Consider the following 11,656-nt stretch of genomic DNA (forward strand, 5'->3'; position numbering starts at 1 on the left):
GGAGCTGTCGTATGCCTGAGGGGGACACCGTTTTTCTCGCCGCGAAACGGCTTCGCACCGCGCTGGCGGGAAAAGAACTGACGCGCAGCGACTTCCGCGTACCGCGATACGCGACGGTGGATCTGCGCGGGCAGGTGGTCGAGAGCGTCGGCAGTTACGGAAAGCACCTGTTCATCCGCACGCCCACCGTAAGCGTTCACACCCACCTGAAGATGGAGGGCAGCTGGCGCGTGTTCCACTGCGGACAGCGCTGGACGAAACCGCGAGTCGCCGCGCGGGTCGTGTTGAGCACCGCGGACGTCGAAGCCGTCGGGTTCTCCTTGGGCACCGTCGAGGTCGTGCGGGTGGGCGACGAGCACCGCATCGTCGACCATCTCGGACCCGATCTGCTGGGCCCGGAGTGGGATGCGGCGGAAGCCGCCCGGCGATTGGCGCGGTATCCGGATCAACCCATCGGCGTCGCGCTGCTGGATCAGCGCAACCTCGCAGGTATCGGAAACATCTTCCGCAGCGAGGTGTGTTTCCTGCGCCGCGTCCACCCCGCGACCAGGGTCGGCGACGTCCCGGACCTGTTGGCCATGGTCAACGAAGCACACCGCATCCTCGCCGAATCGGTGGCCAAGCCGCCGCGGCGCGCTCTGGCCTACGGCCGAACACACCGTCCGTGCCAGCGCTGCGGCACCCCACTCGTCGCCGACCTACTCGGTGACACCGCACCGGATCACGACCGGGTGGTGCAGCGAGAGCGGGGCATCTTCTTCTGCCCTCGATGTCAGCCCATCCCGGCCGAATGATCCGATGCCGCGAGTCCCGGTTTCCGACACGGCGATCCGCCACGCCGCGCGGTAATTCGCTGCCTTACAGCCGATATCGGCCGACAGCTCTTGACGAGCCTTGACTTACAAGCTGTCAGTGATGACGGGAGTGCAGCATGGGCGACCCACGGCGATACGTGGTGATCGGGGGCCTACCTGCACGCCGCGCCGACCAGCTGGCGCATCATGCTCAGCCCGTTCGACGGCGGGCCGCCGGAGCTGCGCGAGCGACTCGCGCTCGGTCGCGCCTACGCGCGGGCGATCGGCGCGCGTCATCTGTCCCGATACCTCGGGGTAACGGTGGATCCGAATGGTCCGACGGAGCGAATCCTGTTGGCCGCCATCGAGGAACTGGCCCGGCTGCACCTCACCGACCCGAGCGCGTATCCGGACGAACTGGTGCTGCGCTACCTGCGCTCGCTGGTCGGCTGGGCCATGGCGATGGAAGCACCCGACTGACCACACTCAGCCCTCCGACGGCACCGGCTCCAGGATCTGCGGGCGCGGCTCGGGCGCGGCGATCCGCAGGGCATCGGCGGAGGCGTCGTCCGGTTGGGTCTGCGATTGGATCTCCGCCTCGACCCGCGCCTGATAGGTGCGGACCTCCCGGTCGATCTCCTCGTCGTCCCAGCCCAGGACGGGCGCGACCAGCCGGGCCACCTGCTCCGCGCAATTGGCTCCGCGGTGCGGGTACTCGATCGAGATCCGGGTCCGCCGGGCCAAGATGTCGTCGAGATGCAGGGCGCCCTCGGCCGCCGCCGCGTAGACCGCCTCCACCTGGAGATAGGACGGCGCGTCCGTGATCGGTTGCAGCAGTTCGGGTTGGTCCTCGGCGAAGGCCATGACATCGGCGATCAGCGAGCCGTACCGATCCAGCAGGTGCTTGATCCGGTACGGATGCACCCCGTAGGTCTCGGCCAGCTGCACCGTCTGGTTGACCAGCGCGAAATAGCCGTCGGCGCCGAGCAGCGGCACCTTCGCCGTGATCGACGGTGAGACCCGGGCCGGTATGTCCTGCGCCGCTTCGTCCACCGCGTCGAGAGCCATCACGCGATAGGTGGTGTACTTCCCACCCGCGATGCCGACCAGGCCGGGCGCGACCCGGGCGACGGCATGTTCGCGGGAGAGCTTGGAGGTCTCGTCGCTCTCCCCGGCCAGCAACGGGCGCAGGCCCGCGTACACGCCGTCGATGTCGTCCGGCGTGAGTGGCTGAACCAGTACTTGGTTCACCCGTTCCAGCAGATAGTCGATATCGGCCTTGGTCGCGGCCGGATGCGCGAGGTCGAGATTCCACTCGGTGTCGGTGGTGCCGATGATCCAGTGCGCGCCCCAGGGGATGACGAACAACACCGATGTCGCGGTGCGCAGGATGATCGCGGTGTCGCTCACGATCCGGTCGCGTGGGACCACGATGTGCACGCCTTTGGAAGCCCGCACATGGAACCGGCCGCGCTGATGCGAGAGAGCTTGGACTTCGTCGGTCCACACGCCGGTCGCGTTGATCACCACATGTCCACGGACCTCGCCCGCGCGGCCGTCATCGGTGTCGCGCACCTTCACGCCGACCACCCGGTCGGCTTCCCGCAGGAACCCGACGACCTGGGTGGATGTGCGGATCACCGCACCGTAGTGCGCGGCCGTACGCGCCACCATCATGGTGTGGCGTGCGTCGTCGACGACCGTGTCGTAGTAGCTGACACCGCCGATCAGCGAATCGCGCCGCAACCCGGGCGCCAGCCGCAACGCGCCCGCGCGAGTGAGATGCCGTTGCCCGGGAACGGATTTCGCCCCGCCCATGGTGTCGTACAGGACCAGGCCCGCCGCCACGTACGGACGCTCCCACACGCGGTTGGTCAGCGGGTACAGGAAGCGCAGCGGCTTGACCAGGTGCGGCGCCAGCATGGACAGCGCGAGCTCGCGCTCGCGCAGCGCCTCGCGCACCAATCCGAACTCCAGCTGCTCGAGGTAGCGCAGCCCGCCGTGGAACATCTTCGACGACCGGCTGGAAGTCCCGGACGCGAAGTCGCGGGCTTCGACCAAGGCGACCTGTAAGCCCCTGGTCGCCGCGTCCAACGCGATACCGGCCCCGACCACGCCCCCACCGACGACGACCACATCGAAATGATCTTTGCCGAAGCGCTCCCAGGCCACACTGCGCTGCTCCGGCCCGAGAAGCTGCGATTCCGGTTTCTTCGCCATGCTCGACTCCTCCAGCGGATGTGTCCGATCGAGCGTTCAGATCCAGGCTAGGCGAACCGCCGCGAATCGACCGCCCGCGCCCCGGCCCGTGTCGCCCCGTCCTACTCGTCGGTAACAATCCCAACCCTAGCCGAGCGGCGACCCGTCCCCACCGCCCAGTGAGGCACACAACAGCACACCCGTTCGCCTACCGCCCCGCCGCCACGACGACCAGATCTCCGCCTCGGGATCACCACAATTGCGACCGAACCGAGACCGAGCCTCCGCCCAGGCGCTGGCAAACCATCGGGCGCGATTCGGACCTACAGCAGCCACCGGGTATCCGACGGAGCTACCAACACCCCGGCCGACCCGGCAACCACCGGGACCTCATGCACAACGTCTCGAACCCGACGACCACCAGGTATGCCACAACTCGCCGGACCGATCGAGCCGACACCAGAGCTACCACCAACCGCTTGCACCGGGTAGCAAGCCTCGACACCGACGCACCCACGCCTTCAGAGCGAAGCGAGACCGAGAATCCACCCTTCGCGCCCCGGCTCCCGTCCGAGCGGCCGCCGCGTACGCCACGAAGGGAGAAACAGCCCGCCGAACCCGCAGCCAGCACTACAACCGCGCGCACTTGGTGGCGAGTTCCGATACCGACGTGCTCAGCGCACCCCGCCCACGTGTTTCGAGCGAAGCGAGATCGGGCCGCGAACACCCAGCGCCGCAGGCGCTGGAAAAACAAACACAACCGCGACGAAGTCGCGGCCAAATACACTGCGAGCATGCGTCGCTATGTGGCCGCCATCGACCAGGGCACGACCTCGAGTCGGTGCATCGTCTTCGACCGGCAGGGGCGCGTCGTCGGCGTCGCCCAGCGTGAGCACGAGCAGATCTTCCCGCAGCCGGGCTGGGTCGAGCATGATCCCGAAACAATCTGGCGCAATACCGAATTCGTCCTCGGTGACGTTCTGGAGCGCAACGGCCTCGGCGCGGACGACATCGCCGCGGTTGGCGTCACCAATCAGCGTGAGACGACCGTGGTGTGGGACCGCGAGACCGGCCGTCCGGTGTACAACGCGATCGTCTGGCAGGACACCCGTACCGACCGGCTGTGCGCCGAATTGGGCGGCGCCGCGGGACCGGGCCGCTACCAGGATCGCACCGGCCTGCCGCTGTCCACCTATTTCGCCGGGCCGAAGCTGCGCTGGATCCTGGACAACGTGCCTGGCGTGCGGGAGCGCGCGGAGGCGGGCGAGCTGTGCTTCGGCACGGTCGACAGCTGGGTGTTGTGGAAACTCACCGGCGAGCACATCACCGACGTGACCAATGCCTCGCGCACCATGCTGCTGGATCTGCGTTCATTGCAATGGGATTCGGCGATCTGCCGGGAATTCGGCGTGCCGGAGTCGATGCTGCCGCAGGTGCGCAGTTCCTCGGAGGTCTACGCGCCGATCGGTTCCGGGCCACTGGCCGGGGTGCCGGTGGCGGGCATCCTCGGCGACCAGCAGGCCGCCACTTTCGGCCAGGCGTGCCTGTCACCCGGCGAGGCCAAGAACACGTACGGCACCGGCAATTTCATGTTGCTGAACACCGGAACCACGCCGGTGTTCAGCAAACACGGCCTGCTCACCACGGTGTGTTATCGCCTGGGTGCCGCGGACGCGGTGTACGCCCTGGAGGGCTCCATCGCGGTCACCGGTTCGCTGGTGCAGTGGTTCCGCGACAATCTCGGCATCATCTCCTCCGCCGACGAGATAGAGCCGCTGGCCCGTAGCGTCGACGACAACGGCGGCGCCTACATCGTGCCCGCCTTCTCCGGGTTGTTCGCCCCCCGCTGGCGTCCGGACGCGCGCGGCGTGATCGCCGGGCTCACGCGTTTCGTCACCAAAGCGCACCTGGCGCGGGCGGTGCTGGAATCCACCGCGTTCCAGACCCGCGAGGTGGTCGACGCGATGCGCGCGGACGCCGAGTCCCAGCGACTCGGCCTGGAGCTGACCACGCTGAAGGTGGACGGCGGCATGGTCGCCAACGACCTGCTCATGCAGTTCCAGTCCGACGTTCTCGGCGTGCCCGTGGTGCGCCCGGTGGTCAACGAGACCACCGCGCTGGGTGCGGCGTACGCGGCCGGGCTCGCCGTCGGCTACTGGGCGGGAACCGACGACATCCGCGACAACTGGACCGCCGACAAGACCTGGCACCCGACCATGCCGGAGGCGGAACGGGACGAGCGCTTCGCCGCGTGGAACAAGGCGGTCGAGCGTACCTACGGCTGGGTCGACTGACTATCGCGCGAGCTATGCCGCGGCAGACAAAGTCGTTGTCCCCGAATCTATTCACCTATCGCACGGGCCAACCGCGCGATCGCCTCACGCAGCGTCGCCGCGTCGGAGGTGGTGAAGCACAGACGCATCGAATTCCGGTGGCCGCCGGATACCGCGAATGCCTCGCCGGGGACGTAAGCGACGCCGAGATCGATGGCGCGGGGCAACAAGTCCACGGCGTCGGTCCCATCGGTGAAGTCGACCCACACGAACATGCCGCCCGCGGCGTCGGTGCTGACCAGACGGCCACCGAAGCGGGTGCGCAGCTCGTCGACCAGGACACGCGCCCGCGCACCGTAGACCCGCCGGATCTCCTCGACCTGCCCGGTCAGCCAGTCCGCATCGGCGAGCAGATCGGCGGCGATCTGTTGGGTCAGGGCCGACCCGCACAGGTCCGCGCCCTGCTTCAGCAGTTCCACACCCCTGCACACCGCGTTCGGCGCGGTCATCCAGCCCACCCGCAAGGTCGGCGCCAGAATCTTCGACACGCTCGACAGCCGGATCACGTTGGGTGAATACGTCGCGATCGGCTCCGGCGACGGCCGGTCGAACCACAGCTCGCCGTAGGGATCGTCCTCGATCACCCAGAATCCGAACCGGTCGGCGAGCTCTGCGAGTTCCTGCCTGCGCCGCGGGCTCATGGTGACACCGCGCGGATTGTGGAAATTGCTCACCGTGTGCACCACCGCGGGCCGCTCGCCACGGCCGAGCAGTTCGGCCAGCGCGTCGACCCGCATCCCTTCGGCGTCGAGCGGGACCGTCACGATGCGCGATCCGGCGGCCCGGAACACCTGCAAGGCGCCGACGTATGCCGGGTCCTCGACCACGACGAGCGCGCCCGGGTCCAGCAAAACCTCGGCGAGCAGCGACAACGCCTGCTGCGAACCGTGCGTGACGAACACCTCCTCGAGCGGCACCGGCCGCCCCAGCCGCCGTGTCTCCCGCGCGGCGAGCACGTCACGCAGCGGCCCCCACCCGGCCGATTCGGTGTACTGCAGTCGCGCGCGGTCCGCGAGCGCGGACTCCGCCGCCTGCGCGATCCGGTCCCGCGGCATCAATTGCTCGTCGGGCAGGCCACCGGCCAGGCTGATGACGTCGTCGCGCGCGGCTACCTTCAGCAGATCACGAATCGCCGAACTCGTCAGGCCCTCGAGACGCCGGGCCAGCGGTGGAGTGATCGCCGTCATGAAACCTCCAGAAAGGACGCCACGGTACGCGTTGTCCTCACTGTTTCACATCGACTACCAAGATATGAAATTCTATTCTCATTATGTGAGACATACCCCAAGGCGTGGAACGGGCCGTCGAACGCACCACGACTGGACCGACCGACTCACTTCCCCCCCATGCGCCGCGGCGGCCGCCCCGACGTACAGCGACACCTGGAGTGATCCGCATCACGCGATGGAACGGTATTCGCGCCACAGCCGTACAGATCCACTGGCCTTTGTCGCACCGTCGGCGAACGCCGCCCAGCCTGGTCAGAAGTGCACGGTTCCAGGAGCCACGGCGCAGGACTATGTGGACGTGGGCAACGGAGTCCAGCGCAAAGCGGTTCTCGGCTGCGTGCGCTCCGGCGGTGGGTACGTGTGGCAGGTCACGAACTACCTCCAGCCGGGCGTCAACGACGGCTGATCCGTCGACCGCGGCCGCGGCGGTGCGCGGTTTGCGCACACCGGCGGCCGCGGCGCACCCGTTCCACCACGCACTGCGTTCATCGCTGGAGCGAACCCCGGCAGCCCGACCTACTGCGAAGCAGACTCAATCGATCAGATAGATGAGGGTCCGTCCGTCCAGGGTCACCGTCGTGATCACCGGGAAGTACTGGGCCTCGGTGCCATCGGGATGGCGCTCGGTGATCTCGACGTTGAAGCGATCGGGAGTGATCTCCGCGATCCGCAGGCAATAGGCCGTGCCCCGCGGAATGTGCTGGTCGATGGTTTTCTGCAGGTCCGCGGGTGGTTCGACGTTCGCGCCCGGCGCCACGAACGTGTGCGCGCGGGTGGCGCTGCGCTCGGAATAGTAGGCATGCTCGAAGCCGAGAATCGCCCGGATCCCACTGCTCGTATCACCCGAACCATTGCCGAAGGTGACCTTGCCCTCGGTGCGGGTCGGGCAGTCCACCGCCGCGGTGCTCGGGCCGCTCGAAGCCGCCGTGCCGTCCTGGTCCTCATCGCTGCCGCTGGTTACAACGATGGTCACGGTCAGCGCGATCAGCGCCACGACCGCCGCGACCGCACCGAGCACGATCCACCGCGTCGAGGAGCCCTTGCGCCGGGCGGGCGCCGGTGTCGTGGGGACGCGCAGCGCCAGCCGCATGGCGATCGGGTCCTCGGCCCAGGACAGACCCGATTCGGACGGCGCGGGAGGCTTCGGCACGCCCCCCTCGGCGGTCGGCTGGTTCCACCAGGATTCCTGCGGCTCGCCGTCTTCGGGCTGCGGGCGCTCGGCGCCGGAAGAAGGCTGCTCGGGCGTGGCGGAGGGAGGTCCGGCGTAAACCGTGGAACCCGGCGCGCGGAACCGCGACGGCAGTGCGGGTGTCGTTTCCGGCTCGCCCGCGGGCCGCCAAGTCAGTTCCGGGTGATCGGTCGGCTGCTGCGGCACCTGCCAGCGCGGGCCGGTGTCGGCCCCCATCGGCGGACCGAATTCCGAAACAGGCGGACCGAATTCCGAGACGGGCGGTCCGAATTCGGAAACCGGCGGACCGAATTCCCCCAACGGCGGACCGAACTCCGAACCGGACTGGTCGGATTCGTTCTCCCTCGCGTCACCCTCGGAGGTCACACCCAATCCTTTCCCGGACACACAAGCGGGGCGGCCGCGAACGACCGCCCCACCCGTCGAAACAGCACGTGTCAGTACTGGAGTGAACCACCCCACTGGGTGGTGACACCACCCACGTCGACGGTCTGCGGAGCGAAATCGCCCGGCTGAAGCGGAAGCTTAACCTGTGCGGCGGCATCCAGGGCGGCCGATCCGCCCGGCTGCTCCCGGATCCAGTCCTCCACCGCGGCCTTGGCCTGGTTCAGCTGGGTGGTGTCGAACACCGTGGTGGTGTTGTTCGCGGCCAGGCCCTCGCCACCGGTGTAGGTGGTCAGCTTGACCGTGTTCTTGTCGACGAACTCCACCGAGACGCCCGCTTCACCCGAGCCGGTCGGCGTGCGGTAGCCGATGGTGCCGACGTAACCGGCCTCGTTGCTGAAGTGGTGGGTGTTGGCCACGTGGCCCGGCAGGACGGTGCCGCCGTCGATGTTGGCGCCGATCTCCGCGTGCGGGCCGGTCATCTCCACGACCGGCGCCGCAGGGGCCGCCTCCATACGCGGGGCCTGCCAGCGCGGCTGCGCCTGCGGCTGCACCAGCGTGGAGCTCTCCGGCTGCCGCGCCTGGGCGTTGTCGTTCTGCGTGCCCAGCTGCGGAGTGGTCTGCTGCCCCGGCTGCGGCGCGGCCTGCTGCTGGCCCGGCTGCGGCGCGGCCTGATCCGGCACGACCGCGGGCAGCGGCTCGCTCGGCTTCTGCTGACCGGGGACCGGCAGCGGCGCGACGCGCGGCGGGGTCACGCCCGGCTGGGTCGGCTTGGCCAGCTTCGGGTCTTTCTGGTCCGGCGCGGCATGATCCGACTCCGGAGTGGTGACGCCCGGCTGGCTCGGCGTGGGCTTGCTCTCCGGCTTCTGCGGATCCTGCTTGGATTCCGGCTTGTTCGGCTCCGGCTGAGTGGTCTCCGGGGTGCTCGGCGACTCGTTCACGCCCGGCTGCGTCGGAGCGGGCGTCGGCGGAGTGGTCGGATCGTTGGGAGCCGCCCCCGCCGGCGCAGCGAAGAGAGTGGCCACGGCAGCCGCTGTGGCCAGTGGCAACGAGGTGCTCGCCATCGCTCGCTGCGCCCGACTCGGCTTACGATGTTTCACTTTTCGCAATTCCCTTCCCGGGGCGGCCCGGCAGGCCGCATTCAGTTGTCCCTGGGTGAGACGCCTGACCGTCGAACGACCAGGGCCGTTCGGTCATTCCGATTCGGAAAGGACCCATCCCCCCACACCGAACTCCGCGACCGTCCTTCGACCGCATCTCTGCCGAGAGTGAACCACATGTGCGCATATTGGGCAACGCAGCGAATAGCCAAGGGTGGCAAGAGCGCCCGTGTCCCGCCCCCGCACCGAGTTCACCGGGCCTGATGTCCGGAATCGGACACGGCACCGGATGCGCCGAACCGAGCTCAGTCCAGGTCGTCGTGTCGCATCAGCAAACGCGCCGCCTCGGTCACCGAACCGGTGAGCGACGGGTACACCGAGAAGGTCTGGGCCAGGTCGTTGACCGTCAGGTTGTTCTGCACCGCAAGGGCGATCGGCAGGATCAGTTCCGAGGCGATCGGCGCGACGACGACACCGCCGATCACCACGCCGGTCGCGGGGCGGCAGAAGATCTTGACGAAACCGCGGCGCAGCCCGGACATCTTGGCGCGCGGATTCGTGTTCAGCGGCAGCATCACCGTGCGCGCGGGCACCTCACCGTTGTCGATCGCGGTCTGGCTGACGCCGACGGTCGCGATCTCCGGCCGGGTGAACACCGCGGAGGCAACGGTCTTCAGACGGATCGGGCTGACGCCTTCCCCGAGCGCGTGGTACATCGCGATGCGTCCCTGCATCGCGGCCACCGAGGCCAGCGGCAGCAGGCCGGTGCAGTCTCCCGCGGCGTAGACGCCCGGCACCGACGTGCGCGACACGCGGTCCACCCGCAGATAGCCACCGCGGTCGAGTTCGATGCCGACTTTCTCCAGACCGAGGCCCGTGGTGTTCGGTGTCGAGCCGACGGTCATCAGCGCGTGCGAGCCGGACACGGTGCGCCCGTCGGAAAGCTTGACCACGATGCCGTCGGCGGTGCGCTCAACGGCGTCGGCGCGCGCGTGCTTGACCAGTTCGACGCCGCGCTCGGCGAGCGCGTCCTCCAGCACGAGCGCCGCGTCGGCGTCCTCGCCGGGCAGCACGCGGTCGCGGCTGGAGACCAGCTTCACCCGCACGCCCATCTCGGTGTAGGCGGAGACGAACTCCGCACCCGTCACACCGGAACCGACGACCACCAGGGTCTCCGGCAGCTCTTCGAGGTCGTAGAGCTGCCGCCAGTTGAGGATCCGCTCACCGTCCGGTTCCGCGCCCGGCAGCACCCGCGGGCTCGCGCCGGTCGCGATCAGCACGACCTCGGCCTCGATGATCTGCTGCGCGCCGTCGGCCAGCTTGGCCAGCACGCGGTGCGCGGCCAGGCCGCTGCCCGGATCGATCAGCTCGCCGTATCCGGCCAGCACGGTCACCCCGACGGTCTGCAGTTTCGAGCGGATGTCGGAGGACTGCGCCAGCGCCAGCGCCTTGACGCGCCCGTTCACCTCGGACAGCTGCACGTGCGCCTGGGCCGGGTCGAGGGTGATGCCCAGATCGCGAGCGCGGCGCAGGTCGGTGCGCACGCCGGTCGAGGCGATGAAAGTCTTGGAGGGAACGCAGTCCCACAGCACGCACGCTCCGCCGATGCCGTCGGAATCGACCAGTGTCACCGACGCTCCGTGCTGGGCGGCTACCAGGGCCGCCTCATAGCCGGCCGGTCCGCCACCGATGATCGCGATGCGGGTCATTGGATACCTCCGCTCGTGCTTCGCGCCGGGATCTCCGGCACGGGTAAACGTTATCCGGCAACCACCTCGCACTATCGACCGCGTTACCGGTGCGCGACAGTTCCCCGCCGGGCGGCGCGCCGCAGGTGCGGCAATCGAACGCGGTCTGCGAAGGTTATTGGCTACCCTTTGCTGGTGCCGATCTATGCCGCCTATGGGTCCAACATGGACTCGACGCAGATGCTCGAGCGCTGTCCGCACTCCCCCATGTCCGGGACGGGCTGGTTGGAGGGCTGGCGGCTCACCTTTGCCGGTGACGACATCGGCTGGGAAGGGCCTCTCGCGACGGTCGTCGAGGATCCCGGTTCCCGGGTGTTCGTCGTGCTCTACGACGTGTCCCCGGAGGACGAGCAGCGGCTGGATCGCTGGGAGGGCTCGGACTTCGGCATCCACAAGAAGATCCGCCTTCGAGTGACCCGCAACGGTGACGGTGGCGACCCCACGCTGGCCTGGCTGTACGTGCTGGATGCCTACGAGGGCGGCCTGCCCTCCGCCCGCTACCTGGGCGTGATCGCCGATGCCGCCGAAAAGGCCGGTGCGCCAGAGGATTACGTGCACGCGCTACGCACCCGCAACAGCCGCAACGTCGGCCCTGGCAACTTCGGCTGACCAGGTACCTCGACAGAACGACAGCGGCGGTGGGGGGGGGGGAGGGGAAGAGAGGCGACCAGGGGGGGGAG

The 11,656-nt window shown here is 68.6% G+C and carries 9 protein-coding genes; 4 read left to right on the forward strand and 5 right to left on the reverse strand.

Annotated features, from left to right (window positions below):
- The first annotated feature begins 11 nt into the window (after nt 1-11).
- Complete coding sequence (locus ACWEO7_RS06895) at nt 12-794, forward strand: DNA-formamidopyrimidine glycosylase family protein (RefSeq protein ID WP_452421409.1); 783 nt, start codon at nt 12-14, stop codon at nt 792-794.
- 207 nt (nt 795-1,001) lie between these two features.
- Nucleotides 1,002-1,274, forward strand: a complete 273-nt coding sequence (locus ACWEO7_RS06900; RefSeq protein WP_452421411.1) for a hypothetical protein — start codon at nt 1,002-1,004, stop codon at nt 1,272-1,274.
- A gap of 6 nt (nt 1,275-1,280) precedes the next feature.
- On the opposite strand, the gene ACWEO7_RS06905 is transcribed toward ACWEO7_RS06900, so the two are convergent.
- Nucleotides 1,281-3,014, reverse strand: a complete 1,734-nt coding sequence (locus ACWEO7_RS06905) for a glycerol-3-phosphate dehydrogenase/oxidase (RefSeq protein ID WP_452421413.1) — start codon at nt 3,012-3,014, stop codon at nt 1,281-1,283.
- A gap of 773 nt (nt 3,015-3,787) precedes the next feature.
- Between ACWEO7_RS06905 and glpK the strand changes: the two genes are divergently transcribed.
- The gene (gene glpK / locus ACWEO7_RS06910; RefSeq protein WP_452421416.1) at nt 3,788-5,287 is read left to right on the forward strand and encodes a glycerol kinase GlpK; all 1,500 of its coding nucleotides are present in this window, start codon (nt 3,788-3,790) and stop codon (nt 5,285-5,287) included.
- A gap of 47 nt (nt 5,288-5,334) precedes the next feature.
- On the opposite strand, the gene ACWEO7_RS06915 is transcribed toward glpK, so the two are convergent.
- The 4 genes from ACWEO7_RS06915 to ACWEO7_RS06930 all read right to left on the reverse strand — a co-directional run bounded on the left by ACWEO7_RS06915 (nt 5,335) and on the right by ACWEO7_RS06930 (nt 10,937).
- Nucleotides 5,335-6,513: an aminotransferase-like domain-containing protein gene (locus ACWEO7_RS06915; RefSeq protein ID WP_452421418.1), complete on the reverse strand. Its 1,179-nt coding sequence runs from the start codon at nt 6,511-6,513 to the stop codon at nt 5,335-5,337.
- Between the two features lie 574 nt (nt 6,514-7,087).
- The gene (locus ACWEO7_RS06920; RefSeq protein ID WP_452421420.1) at nt 7,088-8,110 is read right to left on the reverse strand and encodes a hypothetical protein; all 1,023 of its coding nucleotides are present in this window, start codon (nt 8,108-8,110) and stop codon (nt 7,088-7,090) included.
- 71 nt (nt 8,111-8,181) lie between these two features.
- The gene (locus ACWEO7_RS06925; protein WP_452421422.1) at nt 8,182-9,153 is read right to left on the reverse strand and encodes a hypothetical protein; all 972 of its coding nucleotides are present in this window, start codon (nt 9,151-9,153) and stop codon (nt 8,182-8,184) included.
- Nucleotides 9,154-9,533: 380 nt separating this feature from the next.
- A complete protein-coding gene (locus tag ACWEO7_RS06930) occupies nt 9,534-10,937 on the reverse strand; it encodes an NAD(P)H-quinone dehydrogenase (RefSeq protein ID WP_450026254.1) in 1,404 nt (467 codons plus the stop codon).
- Between the two features lie 174 nt (nt 10,938-11,111).
- Here ACWEO7_RS06930 and ACWEO7_RS06935 point away from each other — a divergent pair, with 174 nt between their 5' ends.
- Nucleotides 11,112-11,585, forward strand: coding sequence for a gamma-glutamylcyclotransferase (locus ACWEO7_RS06935; RefSeq protein WP_195088143.1), 474 nt, complete (start codon nt 11,112-11,114; stop codon nt 11,583-11,585).
- The last annotated feature ends 71 nt before the right edge of the window (nt 11,586-11,656 follow it).

The sequence above is a fragment of the Nocardia sp. NPDC004260 genome, assembly GCF_053603155.1.

Excerpts from the sequence above, each read along its gene's own strand:
- ACWEO7_RS06895 (WP_452421409.1), top strand. The coding sequence starts at position 12 with ATGCCTGAGGGGGACACCGTTTTTCTCGCCGCGAAACGGCTTCGCACC.
- ACWEO7_RS06900 (WP_452421411.1), top strand. The coding sequence starts at position 1,002 with ATGCTCAGCCCGTTCGACGGCGGGCCGCCGGAGCTGCGCGAGCGACTC.
- ACWEO7_RS06905 (WP_452421413.1), bottom strand. The coding sequence starts at position 3,014 with ATGGCGAAGAAACCGGAATCGCAGCTTCTCGGGCCGGAGCAGCGCAGT.
- glpK (WP_452421416.1), top strand. The coding sequence starts at position 3,788 with ATGCGTCGCTATGTGGCCGCCATCGACCAGGGCACGACCTCGAGTCGG.
- ACWEO7_RS06915 (WP_452421418.1), bottom strand. The coding sequence starts at position 6,513 with ATGACGGCGATCACTCCACCGCTGGCCCGGCGTCTCGAGGGCCTGACG.
- ACWEO7_RS06930 (WP_450026254.1), bottom strand. The coding sequence starts at position 10,937 with ATGACCCGCATCGCGATCATCGGTGGCGGACCGGCCGGCTATGAGGCG.